Origin of the sequence: Faecalibacterium prausnitzii (assembly GCF_049532945.1) — a bacterium.
In the GTDB taxonomy this organism is placed as follows: domain Bacteria; phylum Bacillota; class Clostridia; order Oscillospirales; family Ruminococcaceae; genus Faecalibacterium; species Faecalibacterium prausnitzii_N.
Map to the genome: position 1 here is coordinate 2,765,339 of NZ_CP186691.1, position 17,501 is coordinate 2,782,839.

At 55.4% G+C, this 17,501-nt stretch carries 17 protein-coding genes and 2 pseudogenes; 11 read left to right on the forward strand and 8 right to left on the reverse strand.

Annotated features, from left to right (window positions below; translation table 11 throughout):
• Window positions 1-5: 5 nt before the first annotated feature.
• The 6 genes and pseudogenes from ACNQFG_RS13950 to ACNQFG_RS13975 form a co-directional block, all read right to left on the reverse strand.
• Window positions 6-95: pseudogene (locus tag ACNQFG_RS13950) on the reverse strand (HFLK protein); the annotation flags it as partial.
• 97 nt (window positions 96-192) lie between these two features.
• Window positions 193-690 carry a hypothetical protein gene (locus ACNQFG_RS13955; RefSeq protein WP_423405298.1) on the reverse strand — a complete coding sequence of 166 codons (498 nt, stop codon included), beginning with the start codon at window positions 688-690 and terminating at the stop codon, window positions 193-195.
• Window positions 671-2,201 (reverse strand): annotated as a pseudogene (locus tag ACNQFG_RS13960) (DNA methylase). The gene ACNQFG_RS13955 and the pseudogene ACNQFG_RS13960 overlap by 20 nt, the downstream one beginning before the upstream one ends.
• 19 nt (window positions 2,202-2,220) lie before the next feature.
• Window positions 2,221-2,508, reverse strand: coding sequence for a hypothetical protein (locus ACNQFG_RS13965; RefSeq protein WP_005921159.1), 288 nt, complete (start codon window positions 2,506-2,508; stop codon window positions 2,221-2,223).
• 163 nt (window positions 2,509-2,671) lie between these two features.
• Complete coding sequence (locus ACNQFG_RS13970) at window positions 2,672-2,962, reverse strand: type I restriction enzyme endonuclease domain-containing protein (RefSeq protein WP_423406597.1); 291 nt, start codon at window positions 2,960-2,962, stop codon at window positions 2,672-2,674.
• A 20-nt stretch (window positions 2,963-2,982) separates the two neighbouring features.
• Window positions 2,983-3,189 (reverse strand): DUF6219 family protein, encoded by a 207-nt coding sequence (locus ACNQFG_RS13975; RefSeq protein WP_423405299.1) that lies wholly within the window; start codon window positions 3,187-3,189, stop codon window positions 2,983-2,985.
• 357 nt (window positions 3,190-3,546) lie between these two features.
• On the opposite strand from ACNQFG_RS13975, the gene rbr reads away from it, so the two are divergent.
• From rbr to ACNQFG_RS13990, 3 genes are all read left to right on the forward strand, one after another.
• Window positions 3,547-4,089 (forward strand): rubrerythrin, encoded by a 543-nt coding sequence (rbr, locus tag ACNQFG_RS13980; RefSeq protein ID WP_423405300.1) that lies wholly within the window; start codon window positions 3,547-3,549, stop codon window positions 4,087-4,089.
• Between the two features lie 21 nt (window positions 4,090-4,110).
• Complete coding sequence (locus ACNQFG_RS13985; protein WP_005921786.1) at window positions 4,111-4,485, forward strand: desulfoferrodoxin family protein; 375 nt, start codon at window positions 4,111-4,113, stop codon at window positions 4,483-4,485.
• 174 nt (window positions 4,486-4,659) lie between these two features.
• Window positions 4,660-4,983 (forward strand): hypothetical protein, encoded by a 324-nt coding sequence (locus tag ACNQFG_RS13990; protein ID WP_423405301.1) that lies wholly within the window; start codon window positions 4,660-4,662, stop codon window positions 4,981-4,983.
• Between the two features lie 162 nt (window positions 4,984-5,145).
• Here ACNQFG_RS13990 and ACNQFG_RS13995 read toward each other — a convergent pair whose 3' ends face one another.
• Window positions 5,146-6,240, reverse strand: a complete 1,095-nt coding sequence (locus ACNQFG_RS13995) for a GGDEF domain-containing protein (protein ID WP_423405302.1) — start codon at window positions 6,238-6,240, stop codon at window positions 5,146-5,148.
• 463 nt (window positions 6,241-6,703) lie between these two features.
• Here ACNQFG_RS13995 and ACNQFG_RS14000 point away from each other — a divergent pair, with 463 nt between their 5' ends.
• From ACNQFG_RS14000 to trxB, 8 genes are all read left to right on the forward strand, one after another.
• Complete coding sequence (locus ACNQFG_RS14000; protein ID WP_423405303.1) at window positions 6,704-7,135, forward strand: RrF2 family transcriptional regulator; 432 nt, start codon at window positions 6,704-6,706, stop codon at window positions 7,133-7,135.
• A 22-nt stretch (window positions 7,136-7,157) separates the two neighbouring features.
• Window positions 7,158-9,071, forward strand: coding sequence for an acyl-CoA dehydrogenase family protein (locus ACNQFG_RS14005; protein WP_005946387.1), 1,914 nt, complete (start codon window positions 7,158-7,160; stop codon window positions 9,069-9,071).
• Between the two features lie 23 nt (window positions 9,072-9,094).
• Window positions 9,095-10,306, forward strand: coding sequence for an FprA family A-type flavoprotein (locus ACNQFG_RS14010; protein ID WP_005946385.1), 1,212 nt, complete (start codon window positions 9,095-9,097; stop codon window positions 10,304-10,306).
• A gap of 165 nt (window positions 10,307-10,471) precedes the next feature.
• A complete protein-coding gene (locus ACNQFG_RS14015; RefSeq protein WP_423405304.1) occupies window positions 10,472-12,988 on the forward strand; it encodes a ribonucleoside-diphosphate reductase subunit alpha in 2,517 nt (838 codons plus the stop codon).
• Window positions 12,989-12,998: 10 nt separating this feature from the next.
• Complete coding sequence (locus ACNQFG_RS14020; protein WP_217212252.1) at window positions 12,999-14,042, forward strand: ribonucleotide-diphosphate reductase subunit beta; 1,044 nt, start codon at window positions 12,999-13,001, stop codon at window positions 14,040-14,042.
• Between the two features lie 34 nt (window positions 14,043-14,076).
• Window positions 14,077-14,940 (forward strand): nitroreductase family protein, encoded by an 864-nt coding sequence (locus ACNQFG_RS14025; protein WP_337679504.1) that lies wholly within the window; start codon window positions 14,077-14,079, stop codon window positions 14,938-14,940.
• Between the two features lie 222 nt (window positions 14,941-15,162).
• Window positions 15,163-15,486, forward strand: a complete 324-nt coding sequence (locus ACNQFG_RS14030) for a thioredoxin family protein (RefSeq protein WP_423405305.1) — start codon at window positions 15,163-15,165, stop codon at window positions 15,484-15,486.
• Window positions 15,487-15,500: 14 nt separating this feature from the next.
• Window positions 15,501-16,430 carry a thioredoxin-disulfide reductase gene (trxB, locus tag ACNQFG_RS14035; protein WP_117476252.1) on the forward strand — a complete coding sequence of 310 codons (930 nt, stop codon included), beginning with the start codon at window positions 15,501-15,503 and terminating at the stop codon, window positions 16,428-16,430.
• A gap of 309 nt (window positions 16,431-16,739) precedes the next feature.
• On the opposite strand, the gene ACNQFG_RS14040 is transcribed toward trxB, so the two are convergent.
• Window positions 16,740-17,435 carry a Crp/Fnr family transcriptional regulator gene (locus tag ACNQFG_RS14040; RefSeq protein ID WP_097771455.1) on the reverse strand — a complete coding sequence of 232 codons (696 nt, stop codon included), beginning with the start codon at window positions 17,433-17,435 and terminating at the stop codon, window positions 16,740-16,742.
• Window positions 17,436-17,501 lie beyond the last annotated feature (66 nt).

Consider the following 17,501-nt stretch of genomic DNA (forward strand, 5'->3'; position numbering starts at 1 on the left):
GCGGGCGAGCCGCCGAAGTTGCGGTTGAAGGCCGTCATGTACTGGGCATAGCCCGTGTCACCTTTGCCAAAATAGCCGTAATCATCGTTTGCCATTGTATTTTCCTCCATCCGAAGTGTGTTTTGCTTCTTCTGAGGTTATTTTATCGAAAGAACTGTCCCATAAATATCTCTTTCAACATTTCTTGTCATCTCATTCTTCCCCGATGCCCAGATACACATCAATGTCCATGATACCCTCCCCGCTGACCTCCACCAGATCTTCAAAGGGCACCACGGTGTCGCCCACCTGCAAGGTGCGGAACACCGGGTCGATGCGGTCTGCTTTTCCGGTCAGGGTGAGGTAGCTGCCCACCGCCGGAACCTCCGGATGGGCGGTATCCTCCTTGAAGTACCGCACCGTGATGGTCATGCCCTTGGTGACCTGCATCAGCCGATCGGACAGAGCCGACATTTCTTCCTCGGTCAAAATGCGCTTGGTCACCCGCTCGGTGCGCTGCTTTTCTGCGGCAAGCTGCTCGTCATAGCCCCGCAGCGGAGAGAAGGGCGAGAAGATCTTGGCACGGTTCTGAAGGGTCATGCGGGGGTGCTTGCGGAGGGATTCTTCGGTCTGGGGGCGTTCCATCTCTAGGATGTTCCCGTACTTTTGGGCGGTCTCCCGCCCGATTTTGCTATTTTTGTAGTTTTCCATCTGAACCTCCCGCCGAACCTCCCGCCGAACCTCCTGCACTATGCCCGCCGATTTGTGCGTTGCGCTGTCGCATGGTAGCACCCTCTTCGTAGCTGCTGGCTTTCAGCACGGCGTTTTTGCCGTACTTGTTCTTGATACCCAGCATGGCTTGCTGGAGTTTTTTTCTCCTTTTCCAGCTTCTTGGTGTCGGTGAAAAAGTCCACCTGATAGAAGCCCTCGTCCGGCGTGACCTTGTTGGCATTGATGGTAATGCGCCGCACCGTCAGCGCCGGGTCGGTGATGCGCTCAAACAGCTTTGCGCTTTCGTTGATGAGGGTGCTGCCCAGATTGGTGGGCGCATCAAACCGGACGGTGCCGTGGGCTGCCTTGGGGATGGTTCTGCCGTAGCGGTCGGTCTGGGTCAGACCACGATAACCGCCCTTGTCCACATTCTCCCGGTCGTAGCCTATCTCCAAGGTGATGGATTCCGTCACCAGCTTCTTTTCGGTGAGCCGGAACATCAAGATTTCTGCCATTTCCCGGACAATGAGTTTTGCTTTATCATACGGATAAGGAGTGGAAAGCACCTGTCCCTCGCTGATGCTGTTGGTGCTGGGCTTGTAGCTTTTGATCTCAGCCATACCGCAGGGTTCGTAGCCCCATGCGTGGTCAATAAGGATTTCTGCATCTACGCCGAAAATCTCATACAGTCGATCTTCTCCATGGATGGAAAACCGTGCCAAATCCCCCATGGTGTAGATACCGTGGGCTTCCAGTCGCTTGACGGTGCCGGGGCCAGTCATCCAGAAATCCGTCAGAGGGCGGTGGTTCCACAGCAGATACCGGTAAGACTGCTCGTCCAGCTCTGCAACGCGGACACCATCTTTGTCCGCCGGGATATGCTTTGCCACAATATCCATGGCCAGCTTTGCAAGGTAGAGGTTGGTGCCGATGCCTGCCGTTGCGGTGATACCGGTGTTGTACAGCACCTCCCGCACCATGGTCATGGCAAGCTCGTGGGCGCTCATGTGGTAGTAGGGCAGATATCCCGTCACATCAATGAAAACCTCGTCGATGGAGTAGGGGTAGATATCCGCCGGGGACACATATTTGAGGTAGGTCTTGTAGATTTGAGTGGAAACGTCCAGATACCGCTGCATCCGGGGCGGCGCAACGATGTAGCTCAACCCCAGTGCAGGGTCTGCGTTCAGGGCATTGGCATCAAAAGAGGTTCTGGCAAAGTGGTATTTTCCATCCTCTCCCCGGACTGCCTTTTTCTGCCGGATGGCAGTTTGCAGCCGCTGAGCGTTGACCTCTTTCACCCGCTGAACGGCTTCAAACAGCCGTGCTCTGCCGGGTATCTTGTAGGCCTTCAGGGAGGGCGACACCGCAAGGCAGATGGTCTTTTCGGTGCGGGAGGCATCTGCCACCACGAGATTGGTGGTCAGGGGGTCCAGATGGCGGTCTACGCACTCCACCGAGGCATAGAAACTTTTCAGGTCGATTGCCAGATAGGTGCGCGGCGCTGCCATACTTCAGCCCTCCTCTGTGTTATTTGGTTTCCACCTCCACGAACCATCTGCCGAACCGGGATGGAAACCGTGGGTCGGAACGCTCGAAAAACAGGTGCCGCTCCTGCCCTTTTACCATTACAGTATAACAGTCGCCGGGCATATCGGCAATGGTATTTGCGGGGCGAAAGTCCCGCACTTGCTCGATGGGATACGTCCGGCCATCGCCCCATGTGATCTGCCGGGGCTGCATATAGCCGGTTGCGTCAAAATCAGAGTTCACCTTCACATAGACCTTTTCTGTTTTACGGCGGCAGTTCCGATTCATTCCTCACAGCTCCTTTGCAAAATCCACAACTATTTATCTTATTATAATAAATCTTTACGCTGTTTTCAAGAGAAAGCACAACAATTGTTAGCGATGCAAAAAAATACAGCTATATTTCAGTGTGAAGCCTGAATATAGCTGTATTTTTTTCTTTATGGATGATTTAATTGTTCTCCTCAAAGTTCTCTACCTGTTCCATGACCTTTTTGAGAACTTCGGGGCTGTACTGTGGAGGATAGCCGTTTTTTACAAGGCAGATTTTGATCTCCAGCTTCAACTGATTGCGGACGTTCTGATTGTTCAGCCAGTCAGCAAACGAAGATTTGGTGTCGATAATCTCTTTGACCTTTTGCGCCAGAGCCTTGCACTTGTCGTTGATGACAGCACCATCAACCTCTTTATCGGTTCCGTATTCAAAATCATACTGGTCCCGCAGGGCAAGGAGAATAAAGATAAAGAAAGGAAATTTTTTGTTTAACCATTCTCACTATTATTTGATTTAGTGATTTTTTTCTTCTTTGGAGAAACCAGTTTGTGACCGGAATAAATGGACATGCCCATACAAAGCAATGAAGAATAGGCAAAGTATTTATGCGCAGTCATAGATTTTTTGATTCCAGAATAAATGCATCCCAACATACAGAAAAGTGCGCCTAAGGACCAGTATTTATGTGATTTCATGATTTGATACCTCCTTTGATTTAACTGATTCAATTATAACGTTTTTTTACGAAAATGCAAGCATTACCGGGAACGCTTTCATGTGGATGCTGTGACTGCCGCTACGGTCATGATCGGTGGGCATTACGAACAAGGCTCACATGTAGCATTCGACTCCGAATATCAGCCGACACACATATGAGGACGGAAAATGTAGCAGCTTTTGAAAAAATTGTTTTTTTCTGCTCAAAGTGCTACAATCGGAATATACCGAATACAAAGGTAGGAAAGCTCCCATGCAAGGAATGTGACTTCGTCACAGAAGAAAATCATAGATTTGCTACAATAAAAGCAGAAAAACAGGAAGGAGTATCCACCATGAAAGAAACGAAATACGCAGGAACTCAAACCGAAAAAAACCTGATGGCTGCCTTTGCCGATGAGTCCGAGGCACGCAACAAGTACACCTATTTTGCATCCAAGGCCAAGAAGGAAGGCTTTGAGCAGATCGCGGCACTGTTCCTCAAAACCGCTGATAATGAGAAGGAACACGCCAAGCTGTGGTTCAAAGAACTGAACGGCATTGGCGACACCGCAGAAAACCTTCTCTCCGCCGCTGAGGGTGAGAACTACGAGTGGACGGATATGTACGACGGCTTTGCCAAAACAGCCGATGAGGAAGGTTTCCATGCGCTGGCCCAGCGTTTCCGCCTGGTCGCCGCCATTGAAAAGCACCACGAGGAGCGCTACCGTGCCCTGCTGCACAATGTGGAGATGGCGGAGGTCTTCGCCAAGAGCGAGGTCAAGGTGTGGGAGTGCCGCAACTGCGGTCACATCGTCGTGGGCGAGAAGGCCCCGGAGGTTTGCCCCACCTGCAACCATCCCCAGAGCTATTTTGAAATTCACGCAGAAAACTATTAAAGAAAGAAAAGGAGAATTATCATGGAGCAGAAGTTTTACATTTGCAAGCATTGCGGTAACATCATTGCCAAAGTTAAGGACGTAGGCGTCCCTGTCGTCTGCTGCGGCGAGCCGATGAGCGAGATCGTTCCCGGCACCACCGACGCCGCCGTGGAGAAGCACGTTCCTGTCTGGACGGTGGAAAACGGCATCGTCCATGTCAAGGTCGGCTCCGTAGAGCACCCCATGCTGCCGGAGCACTACATCGAATGGGTATCTCTCCAGACCAAGCAGGGCAATCAGCGTAAGGAACTGCATCCCGGCGAAAAGCCGGAGGTCTGCTTCGCTCTCTGCGAGGGCGATGAGGTCGAGGCGGTCTACGCCTACTGCAACCTCCACAGTCTGTGGAAAGCGTAATTCACCTTCTTAAAATCCGGTGCTCCAAAAGCACCGGATTTTTTTATCAATGTAACCTTGTCACAGAAAAAGACTTTGTCCTGCGGTAAAATGGAGCATCTACTGCACATCCTAACTTAATATGCACTGAATAAAAGAAAAAGCCTTATATTTCAATCCATAGAGGCCAATCTGTTGTATAATTGGAGCAAGAGAACTGGCAAAAATCCAGCAAAAACCTTGTACCTGGAGGGCAGCTGTGTATCGTTACAGCAATGGCCAGATCAGCTTGGCAGATTAATCGAGTATCTAATGCAGCAGGAGACCATCCTCCGGAAATGTGAGGCAGTGCTGGATCTATCGTCCGTGTATGAGAAAATGGTGCAGTTGTGCAGCAAAGAAGATAGTCGTCCGTCCCTCGCCCCAGCGTTCATCGTAAAGTACCTGCTGGTGAGTTTCCTGTACAGCAAACCATCGAACTGGCAGATCAGGCAGCGCACCCCTTCACCTCAAAGCTAACGAAGCTGATGAACTGCACGCTGCCACCAGCCTTCAGTACCTCCATCACAACTGCGACGTGGACGTTCAGTGCCGCCTCCCTGTCCTTTCTTCGTCAGGCCAGGCTTTTTTCGCAATAGTGGCGACGAATTCGTTCTTGCTGTTTTTCGTTTGAAAAGAGCCTTATGGCCTTGGCGCTCTCCGGTCGTGGGTGGCGTAGTAGGCTCGCTTATTTTCGTACATGCAATAGTCGGCCTTGTCCAGCAGCGTTTGCATGATGCAGCCTTCATAATCGGCGGAGATCGCCCAACCGTAGGCGTAGCTGAGAGGAAGCTGATTGCCGTCACGGTTTGCAGCGTCGGCTTCCCTGCGCAGACTGTCCAGTATGCCCTCCACCTCCTGCCGGTCCGTATGGTAAATGACCGCCATAAATTCGTCGCCGCCGTATCTGCCCACGAAATGCTTTTCCGGGATCACCCGGCGTAAAAGCCGGGCAAAGCTCAGGATCAGTTGATCACCCGCCGAATGACCCCTCGTATCGTTGACGGTTTTCAGATTGTTCAGGTCAAATATGACGCAGGCCGTAGACTCCCGGAGAATTTCCCTGTTGTTGAGAAGCTCCTCGCAGGAGCCTTTGTTGGGCAGGCCGGTATGGATGTCGATGTATGCCTTCTGCTCCAGCAGTTGGTTTTTCCGGGCCATTTTCAGTGCCATGGCGGTCTGGAGCATGATCAGGATCACCAGGCACAGCATATCCAGTGCCGAGAGGATCTCAATAGTGCGGATCTTCATGGCGATCTTTTCTGAATAGTGTTCCGCGGCAGACACCGTTTCGTCCGCCATTTCAAAATAGGTCTCGCTCATGGCAACGATTTGGGTGTTCTCATATCCACGCTGTCTGGCCGCCGCGACCTCCGCCTTGAGCCGCTCCCAGTAGGCACGCTGGCTGTCCAGCCTTTCCTGATAGGCCGCGTCCTTGAGCTTTACCAATTCGTAGTGCCCTTCTCCGGATGTCAGATTGCTTAAGATATCGTCTAAATACGCGATCAACTCATCGTTTCGGGTGCCTGTGATCTCCAGCTTTACCGCCCGCTGCGTGTCTCCGCGCACCAGCCCGGCATAATTGATGACGCGGGCCGTGCCCTTCAGGTTGCCGATCTCGACCATCATCAGAGCGACAAAGATCACCAAAATCAGCACAAGGCAGCTTTGCAGGATGCTGATGAGATTTTTGCGATCTATTTTTACATTTCCTTTTATCATAATGACCTCGATCACGGAACGACCATGATATTCTTTATTGCGAATCAGTCTTGATGAATACTTTACTCTGTAACGCACATCATGTCAATAACAATGGAAATTTTTCTACTGTCTCCCAAGAATGATCGGCATGAATAAAATGAAAAGCACGCACTTTATTGCTTGTTTCGGTTGGATGGCTTAGGCTTGTCAGGAATCGCCTCATCCGCCTTGGATGGGCGACCCCTGCGAGCCCCAACCAATTTCTCCGCTTTCTGGTTTTCAGGCATAGTCTTTTCTGCTTTCGGCGGACTGCCACGGCACAGCTTTTTGGCTTCTATAATTGTAAGGAACATGGCTTTTCGCTGAATGGAAAGCGAAGCTGACCCGGGCTGGGGCGGTCTGTATGAAAGCAATATTTTTTTTGAAATAATCTTGACAAAATTTATCAAGATTGATATGATAGTATTAACAAGCAAGCGAAAAGAGGATGTGGAGCATGATCATCACCAAAGAGACGGACTACGCGCTGCGCATTTTGCGGGTGCTGCTGGACGGGGAGAAGCATTCGGTGGCCGAGATGTCGGAAACGGAATTGATCCCCAATCAGTTTGCCTACCAGATTCTGCGCAAGCTCTCCGCCGGCAATTTGGTGCGGGTGAGCCGCGGCGCTCTCGGCGGCTGCGCGCTGTCCTGCGATCTGGACGCGACCTCCCTCTACGATCTCATGGGGGTCGTGGGGGAGCGGGGCATCCTGTGCGCCTGCATGGAGCCGGGATATAAATGCCGCTGGCAGGACAAGCATGGGCGGTGCACCATCCACTGTCAGCTGGCGGCCTTGCAGCAAAAGCAGGACGAGGCGTTCCGTGCCGTGAGCCTGCGCAGGCTGCTGACCGGCGGATCCGATCCCCAAGATACAAGCAAGCTGTAAAATTTTAAAAGGAGGTACCCGTATGCTGTTTCAAACCACGTCGGCGCACGAAGAGCTGCGCGCGAAGATCCGGAGTTTTGCGGAGGAGGAGATCAAGCCCCTCGCATTTTTAATGGATCAGAACAACGAGTTTCCCGAGGAGGCTGTCAAGAAGCTGGGTAAGCTGGGCTGGATGGGCATTCCCTACCCCAAGGAGTACGGCGGTGCCGGTCTTGATGCTCTGAGCTACGCCATCGCGGTGGAGGAGCTGGCCCGTGTGGACGGCGGCACGGGCGTAATCCTCTCCGCCCACGTCTCCCTCGGCTCATGGCCCATTTTCGCCTATGGCACCGAGGAGCAGAAGAAGAAATATCTGGTTCCGCTGGCCAAGGGCGAGAAGATCGGCGCCTTCGGCCTTACGGAGACCAACGCCGGATCCGACGCCGGCGGCACGGAGACCACGGCGCTGGATAAGGGGGACTACTACCTCCTCAACGGCGGCAAGATCTTCATTACCAACGCCCCTAAGGCGGACACCTATGTGGTTTTCGCCGTCACCACGCCGGACATCGGCACCCGGGGTATCTCCGCTTTCATCGTGGAGAAGGGCTGGAAGGGCTTTGAGTTCGGCGACCACTATGACAAGATGGGTATTCGCTCCTCCTCCACGGCGGAGCTGATCTTCAACAACGTGAAGGTTCCCAAGGAAAACCTATTGGGCAAGGAGGGCGAGGGCTTCAAGATTGCCATGTCCACGCTGGACGGCGGACGCATCGGCATCGCCGCGCAGGCGCTGGGCATCGCCCAGGGCGCGTTTGAGCACGCGTTGAGCTATTCCAAGGAGCGCGTCCAATTCGGCAAGCCCATCGCGGCCCAGCAGAGCATCGCCTTCAAGCTGGCGGATATGGCAACCAAGCTGCGCTGCGCCCGGTTCCTCATCTACTCCGCGGCGGAGCTGAAGGAGCAGCACGCGCCTTACGGCATGGAGTCCGCCATGGCGAAGATGTACGCCTCGGACATCGCGCTGGAGGTCACCAACGATGCCTTGCAGATCCACGGCGGCAGCGGCTACCTCAAGGGCATGGAGGTGGAACGGGCCTACCGCGACGCCAAGATCACCACCCTCTACGAGGGCACTAATGAGATCCAGCGGGTGGTCATCGCCTCTCATCTGTTGGGCAGGCTGGGCAAGAGCTCCGGCGGCGAGAGCCGTTCGGCGGCCAAGAAACCCGCGCCCATCACGGGCATTCGCAAAAAGACCATCTTCCGGGAGGGGGATGCTGCCCAGCAGGTGGCCGACCTTGTGGCGGCGCTGAAGAAGGATGGTCACGACTTCTCCGTGGGCATTCCTATGGATACGCCCATCCCGCAGGCGGAGCGGGTGGTCTCCGCGGGCAAGGGCATCGGGGAGAAAAAGAACATGAAACTGGTAGAGTCGCTGGCCAAGGCCGCCGGCGCGGCCATCGGTTCTTCCCGCCCTGTGGCGGAGACTCTCAAATATCTGCCGCTGAACCGCTATGTGGGTATGTCCGGTCAGAAGTTCACCGGCAATCTGTACATCGCCTGCGGCATCTCCGGCGCATCCCAGCACCTTAAGGGCATCAAGGACGCCTCCACCATCGTGGCCATCAATAAGAACGGTAACGCGCCTATCTTCAAGAACTGCGACTACGGCATCGTGGGCGATGTGGAGGAGATCCTGCCCCTGCTCACTGCCGCGCTGGATAGCGGCGAAAAGCTGCCCGCGCCGCCCATGGTAAAGATGAAGCGGCCCACGCCGCCGAAGCCCGCTCCCATCGGCGACCGCTACGTCTGCAGCGGCTGCGGCTACGAGTATGTGCCGGAGTTGGGCGACGAGGACGGCGAGATCGCGCCCGGTACGCTCTTTGAGCAGCTTCCCGCCGAGTGGGTGTGTCCCGAGTGCGCGGAGACGAAGGATCAATTTGTAAAGGCTTGAGGCCGTGAAGGAGGCAAGATAAGATGTATTGCGTGCGTAAAGTAACGAACGACCTCTACTGGGTGGGCGCCAACGACCATCGCCTGGCCCTGTTTGAAAACTGCTTTCCCATTCCCCGGGGCGTAAGCTACAACGCCTACTGCCTGCTGGATGAAAAGACGGTGCTCTTTGACACGGTGGACTGGTCTGCCTGCCGCCAGCTTTTGGAAAATCTGGCGTATGTGCTGGATGGCCGCGAGCTGGACTACCTGCTGGTCAACCATCTGGAGCCGGATCACGCCGCCTGCATCGAGGAGATCCTGCTACGCCATCCCAAGGTGAAACTGATCTCCAACGAGAAGGCATTCATGCTCATGCGGCAGTTCGGCTTCCATGTGGACGGACATGAGTGCATCGAGGTGAAGGAGGGCGACACCTTCTCCTTCGGCAAGCACACCGTCACCTTTGTGGGCGCGCCTATGGTTCACTGGCCGGAGGCCATGGTGACCCTCGACGTCACCGACGGCGTCCTCTTTTCCGCCGACGCCTTCGGCACCTTCGGCGCGCTGGACGGCAAGCTGTTCGCCGACGAGGTGGACTTCGAGCGGGACTGGCTGGACGACGCCCGCCGCTACCTCACCAACATCGTGGGCAAGTACGGCCCCCACATCCAGCTCCTGCTGAAAAAGGCCGGCGGCGTTTTGGATCAGATCAAGTACATCTGCCCGCTCCACGGCCCCGTGTGGCGCAAGGATCTGGGCTGGTTCATCGAAAAGTACGACACATGGAGCCGCTATGCCCCTGAAACCCAGGGCGTGCTCATCGTCTACGCCTCTATGTATGGCAACACGGAGAACGCGGCGCAGGCTCTGGCGACGTCGCTCTGCGATAAGGGCATGAGCAAGGTGGCGATGTACGATGTGTCCTCCACTCATGTCTCCCAGCTGATCTCCGAGGCGTTTAAGTACAGTCACATTGTCCTGGCCTCTGTGACCTACAACCTCGGCATCTACCCTGCCATGCATGACTTCCTCATGGATATGAAGGCACTGAATCTGCAAAACCGCACCTTTGCCATCATTGAAAACGGCTCATGGGCGGTGAAGTCCGGTGACCTCATGCAGAAATTCGTCAACAATGAGCTTAAGAACATGACGGTGCTCAACGAGCGGCTCAGCCTCGCCTCGTCCATGGGCACGGACAAGCGCACTGAGCTGGAAGCACTGGCGGACGCCATTCTGGAATCTATGAAGTAACTGGCAGGAAAGCCAAAACCAAGACAACAGACAACAAACAGCCCCGCCGCGTCGGCTGCAGAAAAACCGGCTTTCAAAAATAGAGCGGGCAAGCGTGATACTGCGCTTGCCCGCTCTTTTCCCAAAAGGACATGAGAAGTGACCGGAGAAGATGAGAGGATCGAAATGGAGATCAGAAAACGAAACGGGGAGTCTGTTCCCTTTCAACAGGAGAAAATTTTCAACGCCATGAAAAAGGCGTTTGACGGACAGGGCAAGGAGATCGGGAGCAGAGAGATGGATGAGATCCTCGCCACCGTTCTCAACAATCTCTCCGTCACAGTGCCGCTCACCGTGGAACGTGTGCAGGACGAGGTGGAGCGAACGCTCATGGAGTGCGGACACTATGAGGTGGCCAAGGCGTACATCCTCTACCGCGAAAAGCGGTCTGCGCTGCGCCGTGTCCGGCATACCATCGCGCGGACGGTGGGGGATGACTCGCTTGACGAGGTGCTGCGCCGCATCCAGATGGATTTTACCGAGGAAGTCTACTCCCTCGCGGCGCTTCAAATGAAGTTTGAGAGTTTCTGTCGTCTGGGCATGACGGAGGATGAGCGGGCTGAGGCACTGACCAAGGCGGCGGTAGAGCTGACTACGGCAGAGGCACCCAAGTGGGAGTTCATCGCGGCGCGGCTTCTGAACCACTCCTTTCGCTGTCGCAACGCACAGGAATGGGAGGGGCGCGGCGTCTGCGACCTCTATGGCAAGCTTCGCTATCTGACGGATAAGGGACTCTACGGTGACTATATCCTTGCCCACTATACCCACGAGGAGATTGCCATGGCGGAGGACTTTCTCTGCCCGGAACGGGACGAGCTGTTCACCTACTCCGGCCTTGACCTGCTGCTCAAACGCTATGTGATCCAGTCACGCAGCCGCGTGCCGCTGGAAACACCGCAGGAGATGTTTTTGGGTATCGCGCTGCATCTTGCTATGAACGAAGGCTCTGACCGCATGGGGTGGGTAAAACGCTTTTACGATATGCTCAGCCGTATGGAGGTCACAATGGCGACACCTACCATGTCCAACGCACGAAAGCCCTACCATCAGCTTTCAAGCTGCTTTGTGGACACTGTGCCGGACAGTCTGGACGGCATCTACCGCTCGCTGGACAACTTCGCAAAGGTCTCTAAATTCGGCGGTGGAATGGGGATGTACTTCGGTAAGGTGCGCGCTGCAGGCAGCACCATCCGCGGCTTTCAAGGGGCGGCAGGCGGTGTTATCCGCTGGATCCGGCTGGTCAACGACACCGCCGTGGCGGTGGATCAGTTGGGGATGCGGCAGGGCGCTGTGGCGGTTTACTTAGACGCATGGCACCGGGATCTGCCGGAATTCCTTCAACTGCGCACCAATAACGGCGACGACCGCATGAAGGCACATGATGTGTTTCCCGCCGTGTGCTATCCGGATCTATTCTGGCGACTGGCGGAGGAGAACATAGACGCGCCGTGGCATCTCATGTGTCCGCATGAGATCCTCACGGTCAAGGGCTACGCACTGGAGGATTACTGGGGTACAGAATGGGAGAAGCGGTATCTGGACTGCGTCAATGACCCGCGCATCGAAAAGCGCAGCGTCACCGTCAAGGACATCGTGCGGCTGGTGCTTCGCTCGGCAGTGGAGACCGGCACACCCTTCGCTTTCAATCGCGACAGTGTAAATCATATGAACCCAAACGGCCACACGGGAATGATCTATTGCTCCAATCTCTGTACGGAGATCGCGCAGAACATGGCACCCATCGAGCACATCAGCACTGAGGTGCACACGGAGAACGGCGACACAATTGTGGTGACGGCCACACGCCCAGGTGAGTTTGTGGTCTGCAATCTGGCGAGTCTGTCTCTCGGTAATCTGCCGGTGGAGGACGAGGCCTATATGGAACGCACGGTGGAAACGGCCATCCGCGCACTGGATAATGTGATCGACCTCAACTTCTACCCGTTGGAATACGCGCGGCTTACCAATCAGAAGTACCGCAGCATCGGCCTGGGCGTCAGCGGCTACCACCACATGCTGGCAAAGCGCGGCATCCACTGGGAGAGCGATGAGCACCTTGCCTTCACCGACGCAGTGTTCGAGCTCATCAACTACGCCGCTGTCAAGGCGGACACAGCTCTGGCACTGGAAAAGGGTCGTTACGCGCTCTTTGAGGGCAGCGACTGGCAGACTGGCGCGTATTTTGAAAAGCGGGGTTATACCTCCGAAAAGTGGCGGGCGCTTGCGAAAACGGTGGCGGTGCAGGGAATGCGCAACGCCTATCTGCTGGCGGTCGCACCGACCTCCAGCACATCTATCCTCTCCGGCACGTCGGCGGGCATAGATCCAATTATGAAGAAATTCTTTTTAGAGGAAAAAAAGGGCAGCATGCTGCCCCGCGTTGCTCCGGAGCTTTCTATGGACACATGGTGGTACTATAAGGCAGCGCATCTGATCGACCAAAGCTGGTCGGTACGCGCCGCGGGCCTTCGCCAGAGACATATTGACCAGGCGCAGAGCATGAATCTCTATATCACCAACGACTATTCCATGCGTCAGGTGCTCAGACTGTATTTGGAGGCGTGGAGGGCCGGCGTCAAGACCATTTACTATGTCCGCAGCAAGGCCCTTGAGGTCGAGGCCTGCGAAAGCTGCTCGTCATAAGGAGGATAGCATGACGGAACTGAAGAAAAAGCCCCTCTTTAACCCGGAGGGCGACCCTGATGTGCGCCTGCGGCGCATGATCGGCGGCAATACCACCAACCTCAATGACTTCAACAATATGAAGTACGCTTGGGTCAGCGACTGGTACCGGCAGGCCATGAACAACTTTTGGATCCCTGAGGAGATCAATCTCTCGCAGGATGTGAAGGACTATCCCCGCCTGCTGTCAGCCGAGCGCAGCGCCTACGATAAAATTCTGAGTTTTCTTGTCTTTTTGGACTCCATTCAGACAGCGAACCTGCCTAATATCGGCGCCTACATTACCGCCAACGAGGTCAATCTCTGCCTGTCCATTCAGGCGTTTCAGGAGTGTGTCCACTCACAGAGCTACAGCTATATGCTCGACACCATCTGTTCCCCCGTGGAGCGCAATGACATCCTCTACCAATGGAAAACGGACGAGCATCTGCTGCGCCGCAACACCTTCATTGGGGACTGCTACAACGAGTTTCAGGAGCGGAAGGACGCTTCCACGCTGCTGCGCGTGATGATGGCAAACTATATTTTGGAGGGCATCTATTTTTACAGCGGCTTTATGTTCTTCTACAATCTCTCCCGAAACGGGAAGATGCCCGGCTCGGCGCAGGAGATTCGCTACATAAACCGCGATGAGAACACGCACTTGTGGCTGTTCCGCAATATCATCACGGAGCTGCAAAAGGAGCAGCCGGAGTTGTTCACCGCCGAGAGCGTACAAGCGCTGCGCGAGATGATGCGTGAGGGCGTGGAGCAGGAGATCGCATGGGGGCATTATGTGATCGGCGACGACATCCCGGGGCTGAACCGGCAGATGATCAGCGATTACATCCGCTATCTCGGCAACCTCCGCTGGACGAGCCTTGGCTATCCCGCATTGTATCCAGGCTTTGAGAGCGAACCGGAGAGCATGGAATGGGTCAGCCAGTACGCCGACGCCAACATGGTCAAGACCGATTTCTTTGAGGCACGCAGTACCGCCTACGCCAAGAGCACCGCACTGATAGACGATTTATAAGAAAACCAAAGACATCAGAATAGGAGATACTACTATGAATTACAGCGCTATGATTCAAAATCGCAGATCCGTTCGCGCATTCCGCGAAAAGGAAGTTCCGAGCGAGGCTATCGGCCAGCTCCGATCCTACTATGAAAAGACCTGCCCCCGTCTTGTCCCGGAGATTGCAACGGAGTTGATCGTCTTGGACAAGGATGCACAGCCGGCGCTGGAGAGCTCAGCGGGCTATAATCAATTTCTCATCGGAGCACCGCACTACCTGCTCCTTATGTCTGCCTCGCATTCCTATGCGGCCATCAACGCCGGCTACATGATGGAAGATCTCGTCCTCAAGCTGACTGAGTTGGACATTGACACCTGCTGGATGACCTTCACCGACAGCGACAAAATCAAAAAGGCACTGTCTCTCGCCACCCCGTTAGAGGTGGCGGCAATCGTTGCCTTTGGCTACGGGGAAAAGACCGCAAAAAAGCTGCGGCTGAATATCCTAAGTATGTCTCAGATCGATGTGCGGGCCGAGCAGCAGTACTACGCGCCCAAAAAGGGCGTGCACGATTTGGTTCACATGGGGAGCTGGAGCAACAAGTCTGGGCTTGACGAGATGATGGACTTCTACGACGATATGCTCTGGCAGTCCTTCTACGCCGCTTCGCTCTCCCCCAGCTATCTCAACCGTCAGCCCTATGGCTTCCTTGTGCAGGATCACAGCATCTATTTGGTGCAGCAGGAGGATGCCTACACCGATAATTTGGATGCCGCATTGGATCTCGGTATTGTCATGCTCCACTTCTCCGCCGTCGCCTCCCAGTGGGCGGGGCAGGTACGCTGGGAACTTTCACCTGCTGCGCCCGACGGCCTGCCGGAAGGACTTCGCTCCGCTGCGGTGTACCACATGTAACGACTCTGGGGGAAGCAAGGCAACGGTAAAATGCGCGACCGTCGATCTGCGGTTAAGCGTATGTTCCATTAGAAAAGAAGAACCTATCAGTCAGAGTCTGAGTAAGGAAAATAGGAGGTATTTTTTATATGGCTACCGTCATCTCAGGTTGAGGTCACGATGTGGTGTGGGGCGAGACCGGAGTCTTGAGAATACCCAAACAAAGGAAAGGAGCTGGCAGATATGGCAGCTATGAACATGAATCAGGAGCAGTTTGAGCAGGCGATCCGGAAGGAAAAGCCCGTTTTGGTGGATTTCTGGGCGCCCTGGTGCGGCTACTGCCGGAGGATCGGCTCCGCGTATGAGAAGATCGGAGAGGAATACGCGGACAGCCTCGCCGTCGGCAAGATCAACATTGACGAGGAGCCGCGGCTGGCGGGGGCCGAGGGGATCGAGGACATCCCAACTCTGGTGCTGTACCGGAACGGAAAGGCCGTGGATTCCATCACCGCGCCCGGCTCAAAGGCAGAAATCGACCGTTTCATTCAGGAAGCCTTGGCGAAATAACGGAGGGTTTAGATATGAACAACAATCATGTTTATGATATGCTCGTGGTGGGGGGCGGACCGGGCGGCTACACCGCCGCCCTGTACGCGGCACGGGCGGGGCTGGACACCATCGTGCTGGAAAAACTGTCCGCCGGAGGGCAGATGGCCCTGACCGAGCAGATCGACAACTATCCCGGCTTTGAGGACGGGATAGACGGCTTCTCTCTGGCGGAGAAGATGCAAAAGCAGGCGGAGCGCTTCGGGGCACGCAGCGAATACGCAGAAGTCCTCCGCATGGATCTGACGGCGGTTCCCAAGCTCGTGGAGACCAGCGAGGGGATCTTTCTGGGGAAAACCGTGGTGCTGGCCACCGGTGCGAACCCCAGAACGCTGGGCGTGGCCAGAGAGTCGGAACTGGTGGGCCGAGGCGTGGCCTACTGCGCCGCCTGCGACGGGATGTTTTACAAGGGCAAAACGGTGGTCGTGGTGGGCGGCGGCAATTCCGCCGCGGCAGATGCCCTCCTTCTCAGCCGCGTGGCGAAAAAAGTGATCCTCGTCCACCGCAGAGACACCCTGCGGGCCACCAAGATCTATCACGAGCCGCTGGCACAGGCCGAAAACGTGGAATTCCGTTGGAACAGCGTCGTTTCCGCGCTGCTTTCCGGGGACAGGCTGACCGGCGTCCGCCTGCGGGACACCGTCACCGGTGAGGAAAGCGTGGTGGACTGCGACGGCGTATTTGTCAGCGTGGGCCGACAGCCCGCCACGGCGCTGGCGGTGGGTCAACTGGAGCTGGACGGCGGCGGCTATATCGTGGCCGGAGAGACCACGGAAACCAGTATTCCCGGCGTTTACGCCGTGGGCGACGTGCGGACGAAGCCCCTCCGTCAGGTGGTCACCGCCGTGGCGGACGGCGCGGTGGCAGTTCACATGGCGGAGAAATATATCGCGGAAAACCGATAAGGGAGGTAGATTCAAAAAGCCATGTTTAAGGTCAGGCCGGATACGACCGCAGCGGGAATGCCGACATATCTGCAAGGCAAACTGCCAGAGTGATGGCAGATAAGATAACCCATGTAAGATCGGGAGATGTGTTGTCTCTCCATATCCAGTCCACACAACAGTGAGCAACTGAACACAAAACACAGCCACAGATGTACTCTGCGGCTGTGTTTTTATGCGTAGTATAGCTGCTTCTTCCATCTGCAAAACCCCGACGCTCCGTGGCTGACGGGGTTATCCGCACTTGCCAATACGCCCAAAGAGGGCTCCTTAACGCGCAGAAGGAAAGGGACGGTCAGTCTCCGGCGTTTTGAGAAGGAAATGGCTTTTGTGAAAGTCGAGCAGGCCCTCATCCCGCATTTTTCCAAGCTCTACAGACAGCCCGCTGCGCTCCACACCGAGGTAATCCGCAAGCTGCTGCCTTGAAAACGGAATGTCGAACTCATAGACGCTGCGCCGCTGGGCCTCGGCGGAAAAATAGGACATTAGCTTTGCACGCGTCGTGCGCTGGGCCATGTGGGTGAGCTTTTCGTTGAGCCGCAGGTTCTTCTCTGCCAGTTCGTCCAGCAGGTTGCGGATGATCCGGCTGTGGTGGGAGCAGGCGGAGGGGCACACGCTCAAAACGCGCCTTATGTGCAGAAACATCACCGTCACCGCGCTCTCCGCCTCTACGCTCACGTTCAGCACCGCTCCCGGCGCGCAGGCGAATACCTCCGCGAAGGTCTGCCCCGGCCCGGTCTTAGAGAGGATGTTGCGGTTTCCCCAGATATCCTCCTGCACGATGAGGGTACTGCCCGCCAGCACGAGACCCACCTCCTCCACCTGCTCCCCGGCGCGGAGCAGGCGTGAGCCTTTGGGGAAGGTGTCGATCCTCGCCCCAAGGTAGGAGAGCATGACGGCAAGCTCATCATCGGAAATGCCGGAGAAAAGCGCCGCCGTATGAAGTACCGGAAAAAATTCTTTCATAAAAAGTTCTCTTTCGTTGAAAATTCAACTGACTTATTGCTCTTAGTATAGTACAATGAACGCACA